This is a genomic window from Nitrospirota bacterium, from assembly GCA_037386965.1.
In the GTDB taxonomy this organism is placed as follows: Bacteria; Nitrospirota; Thermodesulfovibrionia; order Thermodesulfovibrionales; family JdFR-86; genus JARRLN01.
Genome location: JARRLN010000021.1, coordinates 1 through 24893 on the forward strand (window position 1 = coordinate 1; position 24893 = coordinate 24893).

20 protein-coding genes and 1 tRNA gene are annotated in these 24893 nt (G+C 65.3%); 15 read left to right on the forward strand and 6 right to left on the reverse strand.

Annotated features, from left to right (window positions below; genetic code table 11):
• The first annotated feature begins 112 nt into the window (after positions 1 to 112).
• From mreC to P8Y39_04510, 10 genes are all read left to right on the forward strand, one after another.
• The gene (gene mreC, locus P8Y39_04465) at positions 113 to 895 is read left to right on the forward strand and encodes a rod shape-determining protein MreC (protein ID MEJ2191589.1); all 783 of its coding nucleotides are present in this window, start codon (positions 113 to 115) and stop codon (positions 893 to 895) included.
• The gene (mreD, locus tag P8Y39_04470) at positions 892 to 1344 is read left to right on the forward strand and encodes a rod shape-determining protein MreD (GenBank protein ID MEJ2191590.1); all 453 of its coding nucleotides are present in this window, start codon (positions 892 to 894) and stop codon (positions 1342 to 1344) included. The genes mreC and mreD overlap by 4 nt, the downstream gene beginning before the upstream one ends.
• Positions 1334 to 3142, forward strand: a complete 1809-nt coding sequence (gene mrdA, locus P8Y39_04475; protein MEJ2191591.1) for a penicillin-binding protein 2 — start codon at positions 1334 to 1336, stop codon at positions 3140 to 3142. Before mreD ends, mrdA begins: the two co-directional genes overlap by 11 nt.
• A complete protein-coding gene (gene rodA / locus P8Y39_04480; GenBank protein MEJ2191592.1) occupies positions 3120 to 4256 on the forward strand; it encodes a rod shape-determining protein RodA in 1137 nt (378 codons plus the stop codon). Before mrdA ends, rodA begins: the two co-directional genes overlap by 23 nt.
• A gap of 25 nt (positions 4257 to 4281) precedes the next feature.
• Positions 4282 to 4358 (forward strand) — tRNA-Met (locus tag P8Y39_04485).
• A gap of 98 nt (positions 4359 to 4456) precedes the next feature.
• Positions 4457 to 6226 carry a phosphoenolpyruvate carboxykinase gene (locus tag P8Y39_04490; protein MEJ2191593.1) on the forward strand — a complete coding sequence of 590 codons (1770 nt, stop codon included), beginning with the start codon at positions 4457 to 4459 and terminating at the stop codon, positions 6224 to 6226.
• A 135-nt stretch (positions 6227 to 6361) separates the two neighbouring features.
• Positions 6362 to 8371, forward strand: coding sequence for an alpha-1,4-glucan--maltose-1-phosphate maltosyltransferase (locus P8Y39_04495; protein MEJ2191594.1), 2010 nt, complete (start codon positions 6362 to 6364; stop codon positions 8369 to 8371).
• A gap of 9 nt (positions 8372 to 8380) precedes the next feature.
• Positions 8381 to 11743, forward strand: coding sequence for a maltose alpha-D-glucosyltransferase (gene treS / locus P8Y39_04500; GenBank protein MEJ2191595.1), 3363 nt, complete (start codon positions 8381 to 8383; stop codon positions 11741 to 11743).
• Between the two features lie 11 nt (positions 11744 to 11754).
• Positions 11755 to 13677, forward strand: a complete 1923-nt coding sequence (gene glgB / locus P8Y39_04505; protein MEJ2191596.1) for a 1,4-alpha-glucan branching protein GlgB — start codon at positions 11755 to 11757, stop codon at positions 13675 to 13677.
• Positions 13667 to 14143 (forward strand): hypothetical protein, encoded by a 477-nt coding sequence (locus tag P8Y39_04510; GenBank protein ID MEJ2191597.1) that lies wholly within the window; start codon positions 13667 to 13669, stop codon positions 14141 to 14143. Before glgB ends, P8Y39_04510 begins: the two co-directional genes overlap by 11 nt.
• Positions 14144 to 14152: 9 nt before the next feature.
• Here the strand turns inward: P8Y39_04510 and P8Y39_04515 are convergent, their stop codons facing one another.
• Together P8Y39_04515 and P8Y39_04520 are read right to left on the reverse strand one after the other, a co-directional pair.
• Positions 14153 to 15361 (reverse strand): glycoside hydrolase family 57, encoded by a 1209-nt coding sequence (locus P8Y39_04515; GenBank protein ID MEJ2191598.1) that lies wholly within the window; start codon positions 15359 to 15361, stop codon positions 14153 to 14155.
• Positions 15362 to 15634: 273 nt separating this feature from the next.
• On the reverse strand, positions 15635 to 16099 hold the full coding sequence (locus P8Y39_04520; GenBank protein ID MEJ2191599.1) for a hypothetical protein: 465 nt from the start codon (positions 16097 to 16099) through the stop codon (positions 15635 to 15637).
• A gap of 62 nt (positions 16100 to 16161) precedes the next feature.
• Between P8Y39_04520 and P8Y39_04525 the strand changes: the two genes are divergently transcribed.
• Complete coding sequence (locus P8Y39_04525) at positions 16162 to 16578, forward strand: HEAT repeat domain-containing protein (protein MEJ2191600.1); 417 nt, start codon at positions 16162 to 16164, stop codon at positions 16576 to 16578.
• 31 nt (positions 16579 to 16609) lie between these two features.
• Here P8Y39_04525 and ispF read toward each other — a convergent pair whose 3' ends face one another.
• Genes ispF through P8Y39_04545 form a run of 4 tightly spaced genes read right to left on the reverse strand, consistent with a single transcriptional unit; the run spans position 16610 to position 20278 of the window.
• Positions 16610 to 17086 (reverse strand): 2-C-methyl-D-erythritol 2,4-cyclodiphosphate synthase, encoded by a 477-nt coding sequence (gene ispF, locus P8Y39_04530; GenBank protein ID MEJ2191601.1) that lies wholly within the window; start codon positions 17084 to 17086, stop codon positions 16610 to 16612.
• The gene (ispD, locus tag P8Y39_04535) at positions 17083 to 17781 is read right to left on the reverse strand and encodes a 2-C-methyl-D-erythritol 4-phosphate cytidylyltransferase (GenBank protein ID MEJ2191602.1); all 699 of its coding nucleotides are present in this window, start codon (positions 17779 to 17781) and stop codon (positions 17083 to 17085) included. The genes ispF and ispD overlap by 4 nt, the downstream gene beginning before the upstream one ends.
• Position 17782: 1 nt before the next feature.
• Positions 17783 to 18784: a PIN domain-containing protein gene (locus tag P8Y39_04540; GenBank protein ID MEJ2191603.1), complete on the reverse strand. Its 1002-nt coding sequence runs from the start codon at positions 18782 to 18784 to the stop codon at positions 17783 to 17785.
• 30 nt (positions 18785 to 18814) lie between these two features.
• A complete protein-coding gene (locus tag P8Y39_04545; GenBank protein ID MEJ2191604.1) occupies positions 18815 to 20278 on the reverse strand; it encodes a DegQ family serine endoprotease in 1464 nt (487 codons plus the stop codon).
• Positions 20279 to 20387: 109 nt separating this feature from the next.
• Here P8Y39_04545 and kdsB point away from each other — a divergent pair, with 109 nt between their 5' ends.
• The 4 genes from kdsB to P8Y39_04565 all read left to right on the forward strand — a co-directional run bounded on the left by kdsB (position 20388) and on the right by P8Y39_04565 (position 24863).
• Positions 20388 to 21140: a 3-deoxy-manno-octulosonate cytidylyltransferase gene (kdsB, locus tag P8Y39_04550; protein ID MEJ2191605.1), complete on the forward strand. Its 753-nt coding sequence runs from the start codon at positions 20388 to 20390 to the stop codon at positions 21138 to 21140.
• Complete coding sequence (locus P8Y39_04555; GenBank protein ID MEJ2191606.1) at positions 21119 to 22798, forward strand: CTP synthase; 1680 nt, start codon at positions 21119 to 21121, stop codon at positions 22796 to 22798. Before kdsB ends, P8Y39_04555 begins: the two co-directional genes overlap by 22 nt.
• Complete coding sequence (kdsA, locus tag P8Y39_04560; protein MEJ2191607.1) at positions 22795 to 23631, forward strand: 3-deoxy-8-phosphooctulonate synthase; 837 nt, start codon at positions 22795 to 22797, stop codon at positions 23629 to 23631. The genes P8Y39_04555 and kdsA overlap by 4 nt, the downstream gene beginning before the upstream one ends.
• A 248-nt stretch (positions 23632 to 23879) precedes the next feature.
• On the forward strand, positions 23880 to 24863 hold the full coding sequence (locus P8Y39_04565; protein ID MEJ2191608.1) for a KpsF/GutQ family sugar-phosphate isomerase: 984 nt from the start codon (positions 23880 to 23882) through the stop codon (positions 24861 to 24863).
• Positions 24864 to 24893 lie beyond the last annotated feature (30 nt).

A 24893-nucleotide genomic window follows, 5' to 3' on the forward strand; every position in this document is an offset into this window, starting at 1 on the left:
ATGCAACGGAGCTCCCCGTGGTCGTGGCTGAAGACCCCCTGACGTCGGTCGTGCGGGGAGTGGGGCAGATGCTCGAGGACATGCATCTGCTGAAGAGGATTGCCCTGGCTTAATGCAAAAGAGACATTTCCGTGCCTTTATCATCCTGGTGGTCGCCGCGCTTCTTCTGATGTCCTACCAGAGCAGGCGGGGCCCCCTCAGGCCCTTCGGCTTTCTGCGCGTCACCCTGTCCTCCCTGAATGAAACCATCGAGGCCGTGGACACCGGGGTTTCCCGGAGCCTGAGGAAGTACACCCTGGACGAACGGGAGTTCGCCCGGCTCCAGAGGGAGGTGGAGGCCCTCACCCTCAAGGAGCAGCGCCTCTCGGAGGTGCTTGCCGAAAACAGGCGTCTCCGCGCCCTCCTGGACCTGAAGGACCTGGCCCCCGGCTTCGTGGCCGCCGCCCAGGTGGTCTCCCGGGGAAACGACCGCTGGTCGAACACCTTCATTATTAATAAGGGCGGGCAAAGCGGGGTCCGCGGCAACATGGCCGTCATCACCCCCGCGGGGCTGCTGGGCAAGGTGCAGGAGACGCAGGGGGACTACGCCCGGGTGCTCCTCATCGACGACACCCGCTTCCGGGCTGCCGTGCGCATAGAGGGGACGCGCAGCGAGGCGGTCCTGGCGGGGGCGGGCATCAGGAGGTGCGTGCTCAAGTACCTGGACATAGACACGCCGGTCAAGGAGGGCGACGTTATCGTCACCTCGGGCCTGGACGCCATGTTCCCTCCCGGCATCAAGGTGGGGGAGGTAAAGAGCGTCACCACCAACACGAAGGAGCTTTTCCACCGGGTGGTGGTCACCCCCTTCGTGGACACCCGGAGAGTGGAGGAAGTGGTGGTGGTCAAGAGATGAGAAAGACGACGCTCGCCCTCACGCTCGTGGTGGCCCTCATCCTGGAATCCAGGGTCCGGGTCTCGGGTATAGGCCCCAACCTGACCGTCCTGTTCGTCATCTACGCGGGCCTTCGGGGAGGCCCTCTGCGGGGGCTCACGGCCGGGGCGGGCCTGGGCTTCCTCACCGACGTCCTTTCCGCCGGGATGCTGGGCCCGGACATCCTGGCCAAAGGGACCGTGGGGTATCTGTCGGCCTTCCTGGGGCGCGGGGTATTCACCTGGACGCCCCTTCTGGGGCTGGTGGGCTTCTTTGTGCTGACTTTCCTGGACGGAACCCTTTCCTACGGCCTCACGGCCGCCTTCGAGAGGGCCGCCCTGGGGGCGACGCACGCAGCGGTGATATCCTTCTGGCAGGCCCTCCTGGTGGCGCCGGCGGGACTGTTCATGAGACCCAGGGATGAAAACTGAGCAGTCCCGCAGAATAAAGTTCATCGCCGGCGTGGCGGTGGCGGCCTTTCTGGTGCTGGCCAGCCGGCTCTGGCAGCTGCAGGTCCTCCGGGGCGGGGAGTTCAGCACCCTCAGTTACGAGAACCTCCTGCGCATCGAGAAGGTCCCCTCCCCGCGGGGCATCATCTACGACCGCAACGGCAAGCCCCTCGTGAAGAATTCCGCCTACTACAGCGTGGCCCTGCAGCCCGAGATGCTCGGGCAGGCGGACCTGGCCTCCATAGCGAAGTTCCTGGCCATGGACATAGACGAGGTCTACCGCATCATCAAGGAGCACGGGGACAACCCCATCGAGCCCATCAAGCTCAAAGGAGGGCTCAGCTTCGACGAGGTGGCCTTCTACGAGGCCCGCCTCTCGGAGCACCCGGGCCTCACCATCGCAGTGGAGCAGACGAGGCGCTACCTGTACGGGGACGTGGGAGCCCACCTCATCGGCTACCTGGGGGCCCTGAAGCCCGAGCAGCTGGAGAAGGCCGACTTCAAGAACGTCCCGCTTCAGGCCTTCGTGGGGCAGTGGGGGATAGAGAAGATGCTCGACACCTCCCTGAGGGGCGCCCCGGGGCAGCGGGTCATCGAGGTGGACGCCCTGGGCAGGCCCTTGAGGCTCCTGCGCGAAGACAGCCCGGAGCGGGGGAGAGACATTTACCTAAGCATAGACATAGACCTTCAGAAGCAGGCAGAGAAGGCCTTCGGCGACAAGGTGGGCGCGCTGGTGGCCATCAAGCCCTCCACGGGCGAGATCCTGGCCCTGGTGAGCAGGCCCTCCTTCGACCCCAACCTCTTCTCCCGGGGCATCAATTACGACGACTGGCGCCGCCTGAGCAACGACCAGAGCTTCCCCATGCTGGACCGCGCCCTGCAGAGCCAGTACCCCCCGGGGTCGACCTTCAAGATCGTCACCGGCCTGGCGGCCCTGGAAAGCGGCAGCATCACCCTGGGGACGACCTCCTACTGCAACGGAGCCCTCAGAAAGGGGCGCTGGACGTACAGGTGCTGGCGGCGGGGCGGCCACGGAAGGCTCGCCTTCCACGAGGCCCTGGTGCAGTCCTGCGACGTCTACTTCTACCGGGCGGGCGAGGCCACGGGCATCGACACCATCGCCCGCTACGCACGCCTCCTGGGGCTGGGCCGCCCCAGCGGCATCCACCTTGTGCGGGAGAAGTCCGGCCTCATCCCCGACACCGCGTGGAAGATGCGGGTGAGGCACGAGCCCTGGTACCCGGGGGAGACCTACCACGCGGCCATAGGGCAGGGCTTCGTGCTCGTCACCCCCATTCAGCTTGCCCGCATGATAAGCATCGTGGCCAACGGGGGGAGCGTCTATGACCTCAGGGTTACCCGGGCCGAGGGGCAGCCGGAGCCCAGGGAGAAGCTGAACCTGGAGGAAAGGAACATCCGGGCCGTCAGGAAAGCCTTGGGCGGCGTGGTGAGCGAGCCCCGGGGCACCGGGCACGCGGCGCGCTCGAAGGTGGTGGATATCGCCGGCAAGACCGGCACCGCCCAGGTGGTCTCCAACAAGGCCATTCCCGACGGCGCGAAGGAGAAGGACCTGCCGGTGAAGCTCCGCGACCACGCATGGTTCGTGGCCTTCGCCCCGGTGCAGGAGCCCGAGATAGCCCTGGCCGTCTTCGTCGAGCACGGGGGGCACGGGGGCTCGGCCGCCGCCCCCATAGCCAAGAAGGCCATCGAGGCCTACATGGAAAGCCTGAGCCGGTCCAACGAGAAGGGGAAAGACGGTGTCGCCGTCGCTCAGAATTGACCGCCGCCTGGTGAGCAACTTCGACTGGGTCATCCTCTGCCTGGTCCTGCTGTTGACCCTGGTGGGCATCATGACCATCTTCAGCGCCACCCGCCCCCTGCCGGGCGAGGAGCATCCGAACTTCTACATCCGGCAGATGTACTGGGCGGTGGCCGGCCTGGTCGCCCTGGTCATGACGGTGGGGTTGGATTACCGGAGGCTGAGGAGGGCGGCCTATCCCCTCCTGGGGGTGGGGCTGGCCCTGCTGGTGGCGGTCCTCCTGGCGGGCAGGACCGGCATGGGAGCCCAGAGGTGGCTCAGGCTGGGGCCGGTGAGCTTTCAGCCCAGCGAGTTCTTCAAGCTCCTCTATCTCGTCGGGCTCGCCCGGTACATGAGCACGGTGCGGGGGCCCCTGAGGTTCAAGCAGCTCCTTTTCGCCTTTCTGTTCTTCGTGCTGCCTCCCGTGGGGCTCGTCATCAAGCAGCCCGACCTGGGCTCGGCCCTCGTCCTGCTGTTTCTCTTCGTGGCCATGGCCCTGGGCAAGGGCGTGCACCGGAAAGTGCTGGTCGTCGTCATCGCCTTCTCCCTCATATCGGTGCCCTTCATGGGAACGCTGGCCTGGGACAGCCTGAAGGACTACCAGAAAAAGCGCATCATGGCCTTCATCCAGCCCGACCTGGACCCCAGCGGGACGGGCTACCACATCGCCCAGTCCAAGGTGGCCGTGGGCTCGGGCAAGGTGCTGGGGAAGGGATACATGAAGGGCACCCAGGGTCCCTTCCGTTTTCTGCCGGAGAAGCACACCGATTTCATCTTCGCGGTCTTCGCGGAGGAATGGGGGTTCGTGGGCAGCATCCTGCTGCTTCTTGTCTATCTCATGCTCATCCTCCGGGGGCTTACCATAGCGGAGATGGCCGAGGAGGAGTTCGGGCGGCTCCTGGCCCTGGGGATAACGGCCATGTTCGCCCTGTACTGGTTCGTCAACATCGGGATGACCATGGGGCTGGCGCCCGTGGTGGGCCTTCCCCTTCCCTTCATGAGTTACGGAGGAACCGCCCTGGTGAGCAATTTCATGGCCGTCGGCATCCTCATCAACATCCGGGCCCACCGGTTCGAAGTGTTGAAGTTCCACTGAAAGGTTCTGCTATAATAAGTTTTGCGGCGGTGTAGCTCAGTCGGTTAGAGCATGCGGCTCATATCCGCAGAGTCCGGGGTTCGAATCCCTGCACCGCCACCAGAGCTTTCCCGTGTTTTCGCCCATAGGACGGCCGGGCCGCTCATGGGTTCGTTTTTCATGGAGAGAGGCCGAACCCCGTGCGCCGTAAGGACATCCCCGTGAAAGAGCAGACCGCCCCCTACGTGATTACGAGGGGGAAGGTCATCTTCGACTACTCGTCGCTGTACTGCGACACGCCCGAGAAGGTCTTGAAGAGCGTCCTCTTCCGGGACGTGCTGGAGCGCTTCGTGCGGAGGCTGGCCTCCCGCGGAAGCTCCCTCTACGCCTTCCTCATGGAGGCCCTTCCGGAGACGGACCGCGGGGAGGTGGTCCTTCGCCTCACCGGCCTCTTCCGGCTCCTCTTGAGCCACAGCGCCGAGGAAGTGGCTGCCATGAACCGCGCCTGCGCCCCGCTTTTGGCCGACAGGGAGAAGCTCCTGGAGTTCAACGAGGAGCTGTACAACTTCTGGCGGCGCTTCGAGAGGTTCATCTACCTGGAGGCCCCCCGGCGCTCGCGCTACGCCAAGAGCAGCCTGCACCACGCCCGGTTCATAAAGTCCAACGAGGAGTTCAAGGACCTGGTCCTGTACGTCTACCGGCGCGTGGCGGAGAACATCACGGGCGAGAACCCCCGGGTCTACCGCCAGCTTCCGGCGGGGGCCAACATGGGCATGCTCCTGGAGCGGGTGCACTGGGACTGCCCCGGCCTGTACGAGAGCCTGCGGGACGTGCCCTTCATCCGCCTGACCCTCCTGGAGCCCCCCGTCATCCTGTACCCCGAGATGAACAAGAGAAAGGGGCGGTTCGAGGAGACGGGGGAGCTGCGCAAGGAATGGCTCTCCCTCACCCCCGGCGAGTGGTACTGTTTTCCGGCCAGGGTGGGGGACCTCACCGCATTCATCTACTTTCACCAGGACTTCGTCTCCCTGGGGCTCAGCCTGAGCAACCTCTTCGAGATAGCCGATTACGAGGACATCGACGGACGGCGCCCGGACATCCTGCTGGCCTTCGGCCTCCAGAGCGAGGACATACCGGGGGAGACGGTCTTTTTCGAGGACCGGAGCGCCGACATGCTGGTGGGCCTGGTGCGCCACTCGCCGGAAGTGGACTACTTCGGCTATTTCAAGAAGATGACCCTCACCCTCCATAACGTGGCCATGCTCAAGCGGGGCCGCCTTCCCGTGCACGGGGCCATGGTGTATCTGAGGCTCAAGGAGGGCGGGGAGGCCACCGTGGTCGTCATCGGCGACAGCGGCGCGGGGAAGTCCGAGACCATCGAGGCCCTGCGCACCCTGGCCGGCGAGCACATCTGCGAGATGCGCATCATCTTCGACGACATGGGCTCCCTGGCCCTGGACCCCCGGGGAAGGCCCCTGGGCTACGGCACCGAGACGGGCGCCTTCGTCCGCCTGGACGACCTTCAGCCGGGCTATGCCTATGAGGAAATCGACCGGAGCGTCTTCATGAACCCCGACAAGGCCAACGCCCGCCTCATCATCCCCATCACCCGCTACCACCACGTGGTCAAGGGCTACCCGGTGGACATGGTCCTGTACGCCAACAACTTCGAGCAGCTCTCCCCCGAGATGCCCGCCGTGCAGATGTTCGGAAGCGCGGAGGAGGCCCTGGCCGTCTTCGCCAGCGGGGCGCGCCTGGCCAAGGGCACCACCGACGAGAAGGGACTCGTGCATACCTATTTCGCCAACCCCTTCGGGGCGCCCCAGCGGCGGCGGGAGCACGAGGAGAGAGCCCGCGAGATGTTCACGGCCTTCTTTGAGAAGGGCGTGAAGGTCGGCCAGCTCCGCACCCGCCTGGGCATAGAGGGCTTCGAGCAGAAGGGGCCGGAGGAGGCTGCCCTGGCCCTCTTCGAGGTCATAAAGAAGAAGTAGCTCCCCGGGTTTCTCCCTGTCGCCGGCGGCGCCTTCGCCTTCGATGCCTCCCTCAAGAAAAGCGCGCCGGAGGCTCTCCTTTTGCCGTCTCCTGCGCGGGGCTCCGATTGACGGCCCCCCGGCGGCTCTCCTACAATGGGGATAACCCGGGAGGACGGAAGAAAGGTGATTCCGCACGGCAGAAGAAGAGTGGTCATCGAGGCCGTAAAGCCCGAGATAGACGGCGGCCTTTCCGCCATCAAGCGCGTGGTGGGCGAGAGGGTGGAGGTGGAGGCCGACATCTTCTCCGACGGCCACGATGTCGTGCGCGCCTCGCTCCTGTGGCGCACGGCCGGGGAGAGCCAATGGCACGAGGTTCCCCTGACCTATGTCATCAATGACCGGTGGCGGGGCTCTTTCACGGTAAAAGAGCTTGCGCGGCATTATTACAGCATCCAGGCCTGGGTGGACCACACCGGCACCTGGTTTGAAGACATCCGCAAGAAGCAGCGGGCCGGGCAGGACATCAGGGTGGACCTCCTGGCCGGGGCGCGTCTTCTGGAGGAGGCCGCAGGAAGGGCCTCCGGCGAGGACGCCCGCACCCTTGGGGAGCACGCCCGATTCCTGAGGGACCACACCGACCCTGAGCGCGCCGTGGCCACCGCCCTCAGCGAGGAGGCCAGGGCCCTGGCCGAGAAGTATCCCGATAAGCGCTGGGCCTCGCTTTACGACAAGGAGCTTCCGGTGGAGGTGGACAGGAGAAAGGCCCTAGTCAGTGCGTGGTACGAGTTTTTCCCCCGCTCCTGCCCGGACACGGGGCACGCCCGCTTTGAGGACTGCGAGGCCCTCCTCCCCGAAATAGCCCGCATGGGGTTCGACATCATCTACCTGCCACCGGTGCACCCCATCGGAAAGAGCAAAAGAAAGGGGAAGAACAACGTACCGCTGGCCCAGTCCGGAGATCCCGGGAGCCCCTGGGCCATCGGCTCGGAGGAAGGGGGGCACAAGGACATAAACCCGGCCCTGGGCACGCTGGATGACTTCCGGCGTTTCGTGGAGAAAACCCGCCAGTACGGCCTTGAAGTGGCCATGGACCTTGCCTTTCAGTGCTCTCCGGACCACCCGTACGTCCGCGAGCACCCGGAGTGGTTCACATGGAGGCCGGACGGCTCTGTGCAGCACGCCGAGAACCCGCCGAAGAAGTACGAGGACATCATCCCCCTGAACTTCGAGAGCGAGAACTGGGAGGCTCTGTGGGAGGAGCTCAGAAGCGTCCTCCTGCACTGGGTCGGGCAGGGCATACGCATCTTCCGCGTGGATAACCCCCACACCAAGCCCTTCGGGTTCTGGCGATGGCTCATCGAGGACGTCAAGAAACGGTACCCGGAGACCATCTTCCTCTCGGAGGCGTTCACCCGCCCGAAGGTCATGTACCTCCTGGCCAAGATAGGCTTCACCCAGTCCTATACGTATTTCACCTGGCGGAACACGAGGGGCGAGATCGTGCAGTACCTCACCGACCTCACCCGCACCGAGGTCCGGGAGTTCCTCCGTCCGAACTTCTGGACGAACACTCCCGACATCCTTCCGGAAATCCTCCAGTACGGGGGCAGGTCGGCCTTCCTCATGCGGCTCGTCCTGGCGGCCACGCTGTCGTCCAGTTACGGCGTCTACGGGCCGCCCTTCGAGCTGACCGTCTCGGAGGCCATGCCGGGAAAGGAGGAGTACTTGGACTCCGAGAAGTACATGGTCAAGAAATGGGACTGGGACGCCCCGGGCAACATCAAGGATTTCATCGCCCAGATAAACCGCATCCGGCGGGACAACCCCGCGCTTCAGAGCACGCACAATGTCAGCTTCCACGAGACGGACAACGAGAAGCTCATCTTCTACATGAAGGTCGACGAGGAGATGACAAACATCCTGCTCATCGTCGTGAACCTCGACCCCTACAACGCCCAGAGCGGCAGAATCAGGGTGCCGGCCACGGAGCTCGAGCTCAGGCCCGAAAACCCCTACCTGGTGCACGACCTCATCAGCGACGAGAAGTACATCTGGTACGGGGAATGGAATTTCGTCCGGCTTGACCCCCGGCGCTCTCCCGCGCACATCTTCCGGGTGCTGAGGAGGCTCAGGAGGGAAGCGGACTTCGATTACTTCATGTGAAGGAGGCGCATGGTCAGGGACAACCCCCTGGAGGACGACCCCCTCTGGTACAAGGACGCCGTCATCTACGAGGTCCACGTGCGGACCTTCGCCGACAGCGACGGCGATGGCATCGGGGACTTCAGGGGCCTCATCGAGAAACTGGACTACCTGGCGGACCTGGGGGTGACGGCCGTCTGGCTTCTGCCCTTTTACCCCTCGCCCCTCAAGGACGACGGCTACGACATCGCGGATTACTTCTCCGTGCACCCTGCCTACGGGACGCTCAGGGATTTCAAGGACTTCCTCAAGGAGGCCCACCAGCGGGGGATGCGCATCATCACCGAGCTGGTGCTCAACCACACCTCGGACCAGCACCCCTGGTTCCAGAGGGCCAGGGCCTCCAAACCGGGCTCCCGCTGGCGGGACTTCTACGTCTGGAGCGACACCTCCGAGCGCTATCAGGACGCGCGCATCATCTTCAAGGACTTCGAGCCCTCCAACTGGTCCTGGGACCGCGTGGCGAAGGCCTATTACTGGCACAGGTTCTACTCCCACCAGCCGGACCTGAACTTCCGGAGCCCCCACACGGAACGGGCCGTCTTCAGGGTGCTGGACTTCTGGCTCGGGATGGGCGTGGACGGCCTGAGGCTCGACGCCGTCCCCTACCTCTTCGAGCGGGAGGGCACCAACTGCGAGAACCTGCCCGAGACGTACGAGTTTCTGAGGAAGCTCCGGGCGTACGTCGATGGAAAGTACAAGAACAGGATGCTCCTGGCGGAGGCCAACCAGTGGCCGGAGGACGCCGCCCGGTACTTCGGGGACGGAGACGGCTGCCAGATGGCCTTCCATTTCCCCCTCATGCCCCGAATGTTCATGTCCATCGAGATGGAGGACCGCTTCCCCACGGTGGACGTCCTGGAGCAGACCCCTCCGGTGCCGGAGACCTGCCAGTGGGCCATGTTCCTCAGAAACCACGACGAGCTCACGCTGGAAATGGTGACCGACGAGGAGCGGGACTACATGTACCGGGTCTATGCGCGGGACCCCAGGGCCCGGCTCAACCTGGGCATCAGAAGACGGCTGGCTCCCCTCATCAACAACATGAGGAGCAAGGCCGAGCTGATGAACGTCATGCTCTTCTCCATGCCGGGCACGCCCATCATCTACTACGGCGACGAGATAGGCATGGGGGACAACTACTACCTGGGCGACCGCAACGGCGTCCGCACCCCCATGCAGTGGAGCCCGGACCGCAACGCCGGCTTCTCGACGGCCAACCCGCAGAGGCTCTACCTCCCCGTCATCATCGACCCGGAGTACCACTACGAGGCCGTCAACGTCGAGACCATGCAGGCCAACACCGGCTCCCTCCTGTGGTGGATGAAGCGAATGCTGGCCATGCGAAAGCGCTTCAAGGCCTTCGGACGCGGTGCGATGGAGTTCGTCCCGCCTGAGAACCCCAAAGTCATGGCCTTCGTCAGAAAGTGGGAGGACGAACTGGTCCTGGTCGCCCTGAACCTCTCGCGGCACTCCCAGGCGGCGGAGCTGGACCTGGCGAAATACGCGGGCTCCATCCCCGAGGACGTGTTCAGCCAGAACGAGTTTCCAGCCGTCCGGGAGACTCCCTACGCACTCACCCTGGGGCCTTACGGATACTATGTCTTCCTCCTCAAGCAGGCCGAGGAGCCGATGGCCGCCGAGAGCCTGACGGTGCGGGAGATCAAGGTGAGCGGGAGGTGGCAGAGGGTCCTGGAGGGGCGCGCACGGGAAAGGCTGGAGCGGGACGTCCTTCCCCTGTATCTCCGCGAGCAGCGGTGGTTCCGCTCCAAGGCACAAAAGATAGCGAAGGTCGGCATCGGCGAGAACATCGCCATGCCCGATGCCGACGCCTCGCTCCTCCTGCTCGACGTCCAGTACACCGACGGCACTCCCGAGACGTACGTGCTTCCGGTGGCTTTCTGCCACCTCCCCCCCGAGGCCGCAGAGCCCGAAGGCGTCCTTCCGGCCGAGAGGGGGGCCTCTCTGATGGAGGAAACGCCGCAGGCCGTCATCGCCCGCCTGAGGGTGGAGGGGAAGCCGGGCGTCCTCTATGATGGCATGTACAAAGGGGCCTTCCGCGACGGCCTCTTCCGGACGATGATGCGGAGGCACCGGGTGCGGGGGAGGCAGGGGGAGCTTCGGGCCTACCACGGAGGGGTATTCCGGAAGCTCATGCAGGGGCACAGGGACGTCCTCTCCTCCCAGGTGCTCGGGGTGGATCAGACCAACACGTCGGCTCTTTACGCCGAGACGTTCTTCTTCAAGCTCTTCCGCCGCCTGGAGACGGGGATGAACCCCGACCCGGAAATCGTAAGGTTCCTCACCGAGAAGACCCGATTCCGGAACATCCCGCTTTTTGCCGGGGCCGTGGAGTATCACAGGAAGGACATGGAGCCCGCCGTGCTGGGGCTCCTTCAAGCGCAGGTGCCCAACGAAGGGGACGAATGGTCCCACATGCTTCATGCGGTGGCGCGGTACTTCGAACAGGTCATTGCCGTCAAGCCCGACCCCGCCCTGGCGCAGGCACCCCCGTCTCTCCTGGACGGGGACTTCTCCACCGTCCCGCCCGTCCTTCAGGAGCTCATCGGCGGCCTCCACCCGGAGAAGGTGGACATCCTGGGCCGAAGGACGGCCGAACTGCACCTGGCGCTGGCCTCGGCCAGGGACGACCCGGCCTTCGTGCCCGAGCCCTTCAGCATGCTCTGGCAGAGGTCCCTGTACCAGACGATGCGGAGCCAGGCCCGCAGGGTCTTCGCCTCTTTTTCGCGGAACATCAAGCGCCTGCCCGAGCGCGTCCGGCCCCGGGCCGAGGAGGTGCTCGCCCGGGAGCAGGAGATAACGGGCCGTTTCGGACGGCTGCTTGCCAAGAAGTTCGATGCCGTCAAGACGCGCATCCACGGCGACTACCACCTGGGGCAAGTGCTGGACATCGGGAAGGATTTCGTGATCATCGACTTCGAGGGGGAGCCCGCCCGCGCCCTGAGCGAAAGGCGTCTGAAGCGCTCCCCCTTGGTGGACGTGGCCGGCATGGTCCGCTCCTTCCATTACGCGGCCTTCTTCGCACTCTTCCAGCACGAGACGCTGAGGCCGGAGGACATACCGGAGCTTGAGCCCTGGGTGGAGCGCTGGTACCATACGATAAGCGGCATATTCCTGAGCGCCTACCTGGAGGCCGCCGGGGACGCGCCCTTCGTGCCCCGTGACAGGGGAGACCTGGAAACGCTCCTGCAGGCCTTCCTCCTGGACAAGGCCGTCTACGAGCTGGGCTACGAACTGAACAACCGGCCCGATTGGCTCGTTATCCCCATAAAGGGGATCAACGACATACTGAGCCGGGAATCGGGTGTGTGAGGAGATGCCTGATGAAAGTCGGAAACGTCACCTACGAAACAAGCCGCCTCACGGATTACGACATCTATCTTTTCAGGGAGGGAAGCCATTTCCGCCTGCACGAGAAGCTGGGCTCGCACCCCATGGAGGTAGAGGGCGTCCCGGGCACGTACTTCGCCGTCTGGGCCCCCAACGCCCAGGCGGTCTCGGTGATGGGGGACCTCAACGGCTGGAACCCCGACAGCCATTTCCTCAGAAGCCGGGCCGACGGCTCGGGCATATGGGAAGGCTTCATACCCGGGGCGGGCAAGGGGACGGCCTACAAGTACCACATCCGCTCCCCCCGCCGGGGTTACCGGGTGGACAAGGGCGACCCCTACGCCCTGTACTGGCAGAGGCCTCCGGAGACGGCCAGCATCGTCTGGGACCTGGAGTACGCGTGGGGGGACGGCGAGTGGATGCGCACCCGGGCCGGGCGCAACGCCCTGGAGGCCCCCATGTCCGTCTACGAGGTGCACCTGGGCTCCTGGCGGCGGGTCCCCGAGGAGGGCAACCGCCGCCTCACCTACAGGGAAACGGCCCGTGAGCTGGTGGCCTACGTCAAGGAGATGGGTTTCACCCACGTGGAGTTCCTCCCGGTCATGGAGCACCCTTTCTACGGCTCCTGGGGATACCAAACCGTGGGGTTTTTCGCCCCCACGAGCCGCTACGGCACCCCCCAGGACTTCATGTACCTCATCGACCTGCTCCACCAAAACGGCATCGGCGTCATCCTGGACTGGGTTCCCTCACACTTTCCCGACGACGTGCACGGGCTTTCCTACTTCGACGGGACCTATCTCTACGAGCACGCCGACCCGAAGAAGGGCTACCACCCGGAGTGGAAGAGCTACATCTTCAACTACGGCCGCTACGAGGTGCGCAACTTCCTGCTGAGCAGCGCCCGCTTCTGGCTGGACATGTACCACGCCGACGGCCTCCGGGTGGACGCCGTGGCCAGCATGCTCTATCTCGACTACGGGCGCAAGAGAGGGGAATGGGTCCCCAACGAGCACGGCGGCAGGGAGAACACCGACGCCATCAGCTTTCTGAGGCGGATGAACGAGGCCGTCTTCGAGGCCCATCCCGACGTGCAGAGCATCGCCGAGGAATCCACCGCCTGGCCCATGGTCTCCCGCCCCGTGTACCTGGGAGGCCTGGGCTTCGGGATGAAGTGGAACATGGGCTGGATGCACGATACGCTCTCGTACTTCTCCCGGGACCCCGTCCACAGGAAGCACCACCACAACCAGCTCACCTTCAGCATCTGGTACGCCTTCCAGGAGAACTTCCTCCTCCCCCTCTCCCACGACGAGGTGGTCTACGGCAAGGGCTCCCTCATCGGGAAGATGCCGGGGGACTGGTGGCAGAAGTTCGCCAACCTGCGCCTCCTGTTCGGGTACATGTTCACGCACCCGGGCAAGAAGCTCCTGTTCATGGGCGGGGAGTTCGGGCAGTGGCAGGAGTGGTACCACGAGGAAAGCCTCCACTGGAACCTCCTGGAGCTGCCCACCCACCGGGGGCTCAAGCGCTGGGTGCGGGACCTGAACACCTTTCTCCGGGGCGAGCCCGCCCTCTTCGAGCAGGACTTCGTCCGGGAGGGGTTCGAATGGATAGACATATCGGACTGGGAGCAGAGTGTCGTGAGCTTCCTCAGAAAAGGTAAAATAAAGAAAGACATGGTCTTGGTGGTCTGTAACTTCACGCCTGTGGTGCGGCATAACTACCGCATTGGCGCGCCGCGCTGGGGCTTCTGGAAGGAAGTGCTGAACAGCGACGCGCCTCTTTACGGCGGAAGCGGCGTGGGCAACTGGGGCGGCGTGCAGGCCGCGCCCATCCCCTGCCATGGACGGGACAACTCCCTTCTGCTGACCCTGCCGCCCCTGGCAACGGTGGTCTTCAAGCTTGCGGAATAAGCGTCCAAAAAAGTCCCAGACCCTCGAGGCCCGCACATGGTACGGCCCCAGGGCGACCGTTGTCATCGGTCCGGGCTTCAGGCACAGCTCGGGGTGGGGCACGCTTCGCATCCCGCACCCGCCCGTGGTCAACTGGCTTCTGCGCCGGGGTCTCAGGGAGAAAAACCGCCTGGACCTCGCGGGGGCCCACGAGATGGCCCACATGGAGACGGCCCCCTTCTTCCTCCTGTACGCCGCCATCTCCATGGCCGCGGCCTCCAGGGCCGGAGGGGGCGCGCTTTCGGTGGCCGCCGCCCTGGTGGGAGCGCAGGCGGTCTGGGAGATGCTCTCCGAGGCCCTCATCATCGCCCTGGACCGCGTGGGCTATCGTCTCAGGTACGCGGGCGCCCGCCGTCTGCCCCGGCTCCTGTTCTGGTGCTCCATGGGCCTGCTGGCGGTCCTGCCCTGGGTGGCGGGAGCAGGCTGAGAGGGTCTTTTAGGCCCGCTCCCTCGCGCCCAGAAGCTCCATGGCCGTATCCAGCAGATGGTACGCCTGCTCTATCTCGTCGAAGCTCCGGTGGACCCACCGGCTTGCCCAGAAGAAGTTGTCGCTGGTCTCGGCGGTGAGGATGTGGTCATAGGCCCGGACGATGAGATGGCGGACGTCCTCGGGGTCGCGGGCCTCGCCCTGCCGCTGGTCGAAGGCCTTTTTGACCTCCCGGTAATAGGCGCTAACTTTCCTGAGCTCGTCGAAACCCCGCTTCTGAAGCAGCGAGCCTGTCCACTGGGTGAAGTCCCCTCCCCAGTGGTGCCCGGTGTTCCAGGCCCCCCGGTGGACCTCCACCTCCTCGGTGGGGGGAAAACGGTCGAGGAACTCGCTGATATGTATCGGGGTGAAGCCCAGGGTGCCTTCCCTGTAACGCTCCAGGATGGGATGATAGAAGACCCCCCAGAAGCCCGCCTCCACCTCCGGGATGCGGAACCATCCGCCGTTCTCCCCATCGGTCCACGTGGTCACCAGGGCGGGGAAGTCGCACCCCTTGGTGCGCTCGTACATCTCGTGCTGAAACCATCCGGGGTCCAGCCCCGACTCCTGGGCGTCGCTCAGCTCTCGGTCCCGGGGGACGACGACGATTTCCTCCCCGCCGTAGCGGGCGACGTAGGGCCTGTAGCGCATCTCCTCCCAGCGCATCTCGCGCCTGGGCTTGATGTACCAGCAGTCCACGAGCACGTAGCGGTACCCGTGCCGGCGGAGCACCGGTATCATCTCCATGGTAAAGCCCATCTCCGGCGGCCAGAACCCCGGGAAATGGCCCCTGCCCAGCAGGTGCCGCCCCAGGCCCAGCCACCACTCTGTCTGCGCGTCCCAGTCGGCCTCGGGGATAAGGGGGTAGACCGGATGGTAGAGGCCCGTTCCGGCGAACTCGATGTTGGAGCGCTTGTAGCGCTCCAGGAAATCGGCGATGTCCGCGGTGTGGGTGAAAGTCTCCCGCACCCCGGGGTCCTCCAGTTGCTTCAAGAGCGTGCCGGAGAAGCTCATGTGAAGCCGGGCCACGTCCTCCCAGCCCTCCAGCATCCGCGTCACGCGGTCGTAGCACCAGAGGACCTGCTTGGCCTCCCAGGGCTCTCCGGAGTTGTGCAGGGCGATGAGGTTGCCCAGGGGCTGGTGCATGTTGAGCCCGAGGGCATGGTAGACGTCCGCCATCGGCCGACCTCCTTACATTGTAATTACATTGTAGTGAGACCAGAACCTGTCTCAAAATTGATTTCGAAGCGAAAGAGAGAAAAAATGGCGGCAGACAAGGAGAAAAGGGGAAATCGCCCGGAGGCGCAGCAGCGCTGCGTTGAGGACGATTTTCCCTTTACGACGCCGTATGCCGCCATTTAGGCCTCTTGCAGCCGGAAGCAATTTTGAGACAGTTCTAAGCTTAGTACAGGAGCCCGAGGGGTGCAAGGGGAAAGGGCCAAGCATTGCCATCTATTCTCCCGGCTCGTACTCCCCCCGCTCGATGCGCCAGCCGCGGGGAGTGTTCTTCTTGAGATACAAGACGGCATGGGCGGGCTCCTTGAGCCCCCCGAAGAAATAGCCCCGTTCCCCGTCCCGGGTGGCCAGGACGAGGAGGTCCAGGCGGGCCACGGCCTCCTCTCCGTCGACCTCGACGGAGAGGATTTTCATCTGGACATCGATGTCCTCGAAGTGCCGGAACTCCCTCTGCAGGGTCCGCTTCAGGAGCAGATAGCTCAGGCCGTGGTTGTCGGTGTATTGAAAGGCCACGGGGGAGAGGACGCCCGGGAGGTCTTCTTCCTCCACCGCGTGGACGGTCTCGGTGAGGAGCTTCCTTATGCGCGCCTCGTCGCTGGGCCAGAAGAGCCAGAAGGCCACCACGGCCAGGGTGGCCCCCATCAGGAGAATCGCGGCCTTCGAGCGCGCCGGTCCCGCCATGGCGGCATTATAGCACGCCGTGCCGGTTTGACTGCCATGGGCTGCCCGACATACTATAAGCGATGCAACCGGACGAGACGCTCGCCATGATAGCGGACCACATGGAGCGGGGATTCCTGGAGAACATCATCGACATGATGAAGCACGACCGCGGCCTCCTGGGCCTTCTGCCCGCCCTCATCGCCGACGAGCGGGGCCGGGTGCGCCTGGGGACGGTGGCCGTGGTGGAAGCCCTCGTGGAGAGCTGCGCGGAGGAGATTCTGGCCCAGGCGCCCGCCGTCTTGCGGGCCCTGGGGGACGAAAACCCCACGGTGCGGGCCGACGCGGCCTATCTCCTCTGCACGATGGGGGCCCGCGACGCCCTGCCCTACCTGGAGGAAGCCAGAGACCGCGAGACCGTGCAGCCCGTCAGGGAGGCCCTGGAAGAGACCATCCAGGAGATGAAAGGGGGCCCAGGCCCCGGCCCAGACCCTCTTTAGGGGCCCTGGGGCCTTTTATAGGGACTCCCCTTTATGGCCCTTCGGAGGCGGGCCCCAGGAGGCAGACGGCGCAGGCCGCGATGCCCTCTCCCCGGCCCACGAACCCCATCCCCTCGTTCGTCTTGGCCTTGATGTTGACGGCCGGAAGGCCGGCCCGCTCCAGGGAGGCGCGCATGGCCTGCATGTGCGGGGCAAGCCTCGTCTCCTCGCAGATGAGGGTGGTATCCACCCAGAGGACCTCCAGGCCCTTGTCCTTCACCTCCGACAGGGCGCGTGCGAGGAGCTCGAGGCTGGATATGTCCTTGAAGGCGGGGTCGGTATCGGGGAAGTGTGTGCCGATGTCCCCCTCCCCCAGGGCCCCGTACAGGGCGTCGATGACGGCATGGGTGAGCACGTCGGCGTCGGAGTGCCCGGCCAGGCCCCTCCCGGCCGGTATCTCCACGCCGCCCAGGACCAGCCGCCTGCCCTCCTGAAGGCGGTGCGAGTCGTAACCGAAGCCCACCCTCATGGCCCTTCCCGCCTCTTTCTGAGGAGCGCTTCGGCCACCACGAGGTCCTCCGGGGTGGTCACCTTGATGTTTTCGTAGGAGCCCGGAACCAGCGCCACCCGGCCCCCCTCGCGCTCCACCAGGGAGGCGTCGTCCGTGGCCCTCACCCCGGCGCGGGCCGCGCTTTCGTAGGCCTTAAGAAGCGTTTCGTACGGGAAGCACTGCGGGGTCTGCACCGCCCAGAGGGTGTCGCGCCTCAGGGTCCTCTTGACGAGGTTGCCCTCTCCGGCCTCCTTGACGGTGTCCTTGACCGGCACGGCGGCCACCGCGCCGTCGTGCCCCGCGAGGCCCGCAAGGACGGCCCGGACGATGCCGGGCGTCAGCAGGGGGCGGGCCCCGTCATGCACGAGGACGGTGCGGGCCTCACCGTCGATGAGCCGGAGGGCGTTCATCACCGAGTCCTGCCGCTCCTCGCCCCCGGGGGCTATCTTCTTGACCTTCCGGAAACCGCCCTCCTCTATGAGCCGGGCCCCCTCCTGCATGTCCCGGCGCTTGAGCGCGGGGATGACCTCCGCCACCTCCCGGACGCCCTCCAGGGTCGTCAGGACCCAGTCCAGAAGGGGCCGCCCCTCCAGAAAGGCGAAGGCCTTGTTCGTGCCCAGCCTCCTGCCCAGCCCCGCGGCGGGCACCACGGCAACGACGACCCCTCGGGGCATCCTAGCGGACGACCTTGAGCTCTTCGCGCTCGTAGTCTTCCTTGGTCTTGGTGAATATCATCCGGCCCGCCGTCGTCTGAAGCACGCTGGTCACGGTGACCTCCACGTTTCTGCCGATGAGCCGCCGGCCGTTGTCCACGACGACCATGGTGCCGTCCTCCAGGTAGGCCACGCCCTGGTTGGGCTCCTTGCCCTCCTTGATGATGAAGACCGAGAGGGTCTCGCCCGGAAGGACCACGGGCTTGATGGCGTTGCTCAGTTCGTTGATGTTCAGGACGGCGACGCCCTGAAGCTCGGCCACCTTGTTGAGGTTGAAGTCGTTGGTGACCACCTTGGCCCCCCGGGCCTTGGCCAGGGCCACCAGCTTGGCGTCCACTTCCTTTATCTTGGGGAAGTCGTCCTCGACTATCTTCACCTCGATGTCCGGCATCTTCTGCACGCGGTGCAGCACGTCCAGGCCCCGCCGCCCCCGGGCCCTCTTCAGGCTGTCCGGCGAGTCGGCGATATGCTGAAGCTCATGCAGGATGAACTGGGGGACGATGAACACCCCCTCCAGGAAGCCCGTCTCGCAGACGTCTGCGATGCGGCCGTCTATGATGACGCTGGTGTCCAGGAGCTTGGCGTTCTGGTCCGCCTCCTGCCCCCGCACGATGCGAAAGATATGCGCCAGGGTGAGCTTCTCCCCCTTCTTCAGCCCGAGGAGAAACCCCCCGTACCCCAGGATGGCCCCTCCAAGGAAGGTGGCCACCATGAAGCTGCCGTCGAGAATGTTCTCAAAGGGCATGAGAAACAGCCGGGAGGCATAAAGGCCCACGGCAAGGCCCACCAGGCCCCCGATGATGGAGCCGATGGAGACCCTCCTGAGGACCTGCTCCACGGCCAGGGCGACGGCGCCCGCCAGCGTCCCGCCCACGGCGCCCGCCAGCGGCTGCCCGAACCCGGCGCCGATGTAGTAGCCGGAGAAGACAAGCAGGACGACTATCGCGATTCTGAGCCAGACCATGCGCGCCTCACCTCCTTTCCGCAAACGTCTCTATGATGCGGCAACAGTGACATAGAATTTTCTCCCTCCACGATTTATATACAGCATGACCGTAGCGCCCGGACGGGACGCAGCCGACAGGGCGCGAAAGTCCGCCGGGCCTTGAATCCTCCTTTGCTCCACCTCGAGGATGACGTCTCCCCTCCGCAAACCGGCCTCGGCCGCCGGGGAGCCCTCCCGCACCCCCGCCACCACGGCCCCTCTGCCGGAAGGCACGTTCAACTGGCTGGCCACCTCCCCGGTAAGGGCGATGACCCGGAGGCCCGAGAAGACGTCGTGCCTCCTCTCACCCGGGGGCGCAGCAGCGGGGCGCTCGGCCTCCCGCGGGGTCTCCCCCACGGTCACCGACATCTCATGCCTCCTGCCGCCCCTCAGGATTTCCACGGATACCTTCGCACCCGGAGTGCTCCGGGCAACCAGGTTTCTCAGCTCCGCGGGGCCGTCCACGCGGACCCCACCGAACCGGAGGACGATGTCTCCGTTTGAAAGCCCCGCCGCCTCGGCCGGGCTGCCCGGGAGAAAATCGCTCACCAGGGCGCCCTCCGGCGCCTTGGCGCCGAACTTGCGGGCAAGCTCCGGGGTGAGCTCCTGGATGCCGATGCCCAGCCAGCCGCGCACCACGCGTCCCCGCCCGATGAGTTGCTCGGCGATGGAGCGCGCCATGTTGCTGGGCACCGCAAACCCGATGCCCTGGTAGCCCCCGCTCCGGGAAAAGAGGGCCGTGTTCACCCCGATGAGGTTCCCGGTGGTATCCACCAGGGGGCCGCCGGAGTTGCCGGGGTTGATGGCCGCGTCGGTCTGGATGAAGTCCTCATAGTCGGCAATGCCCACGTTGGCCCGGCCCACCGCGCTTACGATGCCCATGGTCACCGTGTGGCTCAACCCGAAGGGGTTGCCCACGGCCAGGGCGAACTCCCCCACGCTCAGGGCGTCGGAGTCCCCCCAGGGGACGGTGGGCAGGGCATCCGCCGATATCTTCACCACGGCCAGGTCGGTCTTGGGGTCGGCCCCGATGAGGACCCCCCTGAAAACGCGCCGGTCATAGAGGGTCACCTTTATCTTCTCGGCCCCCATGACCACGTGGCTGCTGGTCAGGATGTAGCCGTCGGGGGAAATGACAAGGCCAGAGCCCAGCCCGTGCTCCATCACTGTCCCGGTCTTCCCGCTCTCCGCCCAGGGGCCGAAGAGGCCGTCAAAATAGTCCCCGAAGGGCTCGGCTCCGCGGGATGAGGCCTCGCCGGTCCTCACCGTGGAGATGTTGACCACCGCGGGGGTAACGGCCTTGGCGATGGCCGCGAAGTCCTTTACCGGAGGGGCGGGAACCTCTCCGGCCGCCGCCCCCGCGGGAGCCCGCGTGACGTGCGGCGGGAAGCTTCCCCGGTGCGCAAGAAAGGCCATCCCCAGGGCAAAGCCCAGGACGAAAATGACAGCGAAGACAAGTACCTTTCGGGCCATTAAAATTTATTATAATCCCATGTGTTAAGCCATGTAAAGCAATAGTGCGCATATGCACGGGGACTTTTCTCCGCTTTTCAAAATCCCCCGGCGTCATTTATAATTATCGATGCCCGCTCTGGTCGTTATTCCCGCCCGATATGCGTCCACCCGTTTCCCGGGAAAGGCCTTGGCCCCCCTTTGCGGCAAACCCCTCATCCGCCATGTTTATGAGAACTGCCGGGGTGCCCGCCTTGCAGATGCCGTCGTGGTGGCCACCGACAGCGAGGAGATTGCGGCGGCCGTGGCGGCCTTCGGCGGGAAGGCCGTCCTTACCTCCGCGCTGCATGCCACGGGGACGGACCGGGTGGCCGAGGCGGCCCGGGAGCTCGATTATGATATAATTGTCAATGTTCAGGGCGATGAACCCCTCATGAAGCCTGAGATTATCGACACCGCCATCGAACTTCTGGAAGACCGGCGGGCCTCCATCGGCACCACAGCCAAGAGAATCACCAGCACCGAGGAAATCCTGGACCCCAACGTGGTGAAGGTGGCCCTGGACGGGGAGGGGTTTGCGCTTTATTTCTCCCGCGCCCCCATCCCCTGGCACCGGGACCGCTGGAAGGACCTCTCGGGTGTGCAGGCCGCGGGGGCCGCGCTTTACAAGCACATCGGCATCTACGCCTACCGCAGGGAGGCCCTTCTGAGGCTCTCGGCCCTGAGGCCCACGGCCCTGGAAGAGACGGAACGGCTGGAGCAGTTGAGGGCCCTGGAGTGCGGGATGAAAATAAAGGTGGGCCAGACCGTGCACGACACATGGGGCGTGGACACCCCCGAGGACCTGGAGAAAGCAGAGAGATGGCTAAATTCATCTTCGTAACCGGCGGCGTCCTCTCCTCCCTGGGCAAGGGCATAGCGGCCGCCGCCACGGGGGCGCTCCTTGAGGCCAAGGGCTACAAGGTGGGCATACAGAAGCTCGACCCCTACATCAACGTGGACCCCGGCACCCTGAGCCCCTTTCAGCACGGAGAGGTCTTCGTCACCGACGACGGGGCCGAGACGGACCTGGACCTGGGCCACTACGAGCGCTTCACCAGCATGCGGGCCACCCAGGCCAACAACTACACCACGGGAAAGATATACTTCAACGTCATAACCAAGGAGCGCCGGGGCGACTACCTGGGCGACACCGTGCAGATAATCCCCCACGTCACCGACGAAATCAAGGCGTCCATACAATCGGCCGTGGGCGACAACGACGTGCTCATCGTGGAAATCGGGGGCACCGTGGGCGACATCGAGAGCCTCCCGTTCCTGGAGGCCATCCGGCAGATGCGCCATGACGCGGGACGGGAGAACGTCCTGTACATGCACCTCACCCTGGTGCCCTTCATCGCCACCAGCGGGGAGCAGAAGACCAAGCCCACCCAGCACAGCGTCAGGGAGCTTCGGGAAATCGGCATCCAGCCCGACGTCCTCCTGTGCCGCACGGACCGCGCCCTCCCCCCGGGGGTGAAGAGCAAGATAGCCCTGCACTGCAACCTCGAGGAGGAGGCCGTCGTGGCCGCCATGGACGTCTCCAGCATCTACGAGGTCGTCCTCTCCCTGGACGAGGAGGGGCTGACCACGGCGGTCTGCCGCAAGCTCGCCCTGGACGCCGCCCCCCCGGACCTGGCGCTCTGGAAGGACATCATCCGCAGGGTCAAGGAGCCCTCGCACCAGGTGACCATCGCCATCGTGGGCAAGTACATCGGGCTCAAGGACTCCTACAAGAGCCTCATCGAGGCCCTCACCCACGGGGGCATCGCCAACGAGGCCGCCGTGCGGCTTCAGTGGGTGGACTCCGAGGAAATAGAAAGCCAGGGCGCGGAGAAGTTTCTCTCCGACTGCGACGGCGTCCTGGTACCGGGGGGCTTCGGCCACCGGGGCATCGAGGGAAAGATAAAGGCCATCCGCTACGCCCGGGAGAAGAAGATACCCTTCTTCGGCATATGCCTGGGCATGCAGTGCGCGGTCATCGAATACGCCCGCAACGTCTGCGCCCTCCCCCAGGCCAACAGCTCGGAGTTCTATACCACCACGCCCGACCCCGTCATCTACCTCATGGAGAAGTGGTATGACCACAAGCACGGGCGGGAGGAAAAGCGCACCGAGGCCTCCGACAAGGGAGGGACGATGCGGCTGGGGGCCTATCCCTGCGTGCTTCAGCCCGGCACCAGGGCCCACGAGGCGTACCAGACCGAGCAGGTATCGGAACGCCACCGCCACCGCTACGAGTTCAACAACGCCTACAAGGGTCTCCTCACCCAGTTGGGGATGCGCGTCAGCGGCACGAGCCCCGACCACGAGCTGGTGGAAATCGTGGAGGTGAAGGAGCATCCCTGGTTTCTGGGGTGCCAGTTCCACCCGGAGTTCAAGTCCCGGCCCACCGCCCCCCATCCCCTGTTCAAGGCCTTCATAGGAGCGGCCCTGCACGAGAAGCGGCTCCTTTTTCCCGAGGAGCAGAGCCTCCCCGAGCACCAGCACGAAGGCCGATGACCCGCCGGGTGGACATCGGTCCCGCGCGCGCGGGCGGCGGAGGGCCCCTCATGGTCATCGCCGGCCCCTGCGTCATCGAAAACGAGGAAGTCGTCCTCGTCACGGCCCGGGCCCTCAGGGATATCTGCCAGGGGCTCGGCCTGCCCCTCGTCTTTAAAAGCTCCTACGACAAGGCCAACCGCACCAGCGTGCGCTCCTTCCGGGGGCCGGGGCTCACGGAAGGGCTCGCGGTACTCCGCAAGGTGAAAGAGGAGCTGGGGCTTCCGGTCATCTCCGATGTGCACTCGCCGGAGGAGGCCGCCCGTGCGGCAGAGGTGCTGGACGCCCTCCAGATACCGGCCTTCCTCTCGCGGCAGACGGACATCATCGCCGCCGCGGCCCGCACCGGAAAACCCGTGAACGTGAAGAAGGGGCAGTTCCTGGCCCCGTGGGACATGAAGAACGTCGTGGAGAAGTTCCGGGCCGCCGGAGGGGTGGACCTTCTCCTTACGGAGAGGGGGACGAGCTTCGGCTACAATAACCTGGTGGTGGACTTCCGGGGCCTCTGGCACATGCGCTCCTACGGCCACCCCGTAGTCTTCGACGTCACCCACGCGCTTCAACTGCCCGGCGGCGAGGGCTCCTCCACGGGCGGGCAGAGGGAGTTTGCGGCCCCCCTCATGCGGGCCGCGGCGGCGGTGGGCGTGGACGCCCTTTTCCTGGAGACCCACCCCGACCCGGACAAGGCCCTCTGTGACGGCCCCAACATGATACCCCTGGACGAGGTGGCGGGGATGCTCCGGGTGGCCCGGGACGTGGCGGCCCTGAGCCGGAAGGCCCTCTCGTCGCAGTAATCTCTGCTCGGCGTCCGGAGGCGATGGGCCGTTAGAAAAGGCGACTGGTCGCCGGCTGGCCGCCGACTGGTCGCCCGGGTGTCAAAAAGGCGGCTGGCCGCCGACAGGTCGCCCGGCCGCTGGCTGGTCGGTCGTTAGAAAAGTGACTGGTCACCTGGTCACCTGACATTTGAAAGGGGGGGATTTATAATAGGGGAGTTTTTTCGCTCCCGCGGCAGGCGGGCAATGACGCGTCTTCTGGATGGTTCATGACCGGCGAGGAAAGGGCAGACATTCTTGAGCATGCCCGGAGGGTCCTTCACGTCGAGGCCCGGGCCATCACCGACATGGCCGGGCGGCTCAACGAGGACTTCGCCCGCTCGGTGGAGGTCATCCAGGCAAGCAGGGGACGGGTCATCGTCTCGGGTATGGGCAAGTCGGGCCTGGTGGGGCAGAAAATCGCCGCCACCCTGGCTTCCACGGGCACCCCGGCGCACTCCATGCACCCGGCCGAGGCCTGCCACGGCGACCTGGGGATGGTCACCTCCGCGGACGTGGTGCTGGCCATCAGCAACAGCGGCGAGACCGAGGAGCTGGTGGGCCTTATCCCCTTTCTCAAGCGCTTCGGCGTCACGCTCATCGCCCTGACGGGAAACCTGCGGTCCACCCTGGCCCGCTCGGCCGACGTCGTCCTGGATGTCTCGGTAAAGGAAGAGGCCTGCCCGCTGGGGGTGGTGCCCACCTCTTCCACCACGGCGGCTCTGGCCATGGGAGACGCCCTGGCCGTGGCCCTCATCCTCAAGCGTGGTTTCAGGAGCGAGGACTTCGCGGCCTTTCATCCCAAGGGGGCCCTGGGCAAGAAGCTGCTGACCAGGGTGAGCGACCTCATGCATGCCGGAGAGGACATCCCCCGGGTGCCCCCCGAGGCCTCCGTTACGGCCGCCCTTGTCGAGATGTCCGCAAAGAGGCTGGGGGTCACCACCGTCGTGGACGGGGACGGGAAGCTCCTGGGCGTCATAACCGACGGCGACCTGCGCCGGGGCATCGAGAAGTGGGAGGAGGCCTTCTTCGGCATGAAGGCCGGCGAGGTCATGACCCGCAGCCCCAAGACCATCGCCGCCACGGAGCTGGCCGCCAGGGCCCTGGCCGTGATGGAGGCCCACTCCATTACCTCGCTGGTGGCGGTGGGCGGCGCCGGAGCGCCCGAGGGCGTCATCCACATCCACGACATCCTCCGGGAAGGCATCGCCTGAGACCTCTCAGGGAGACCATGGAAGGCGGAA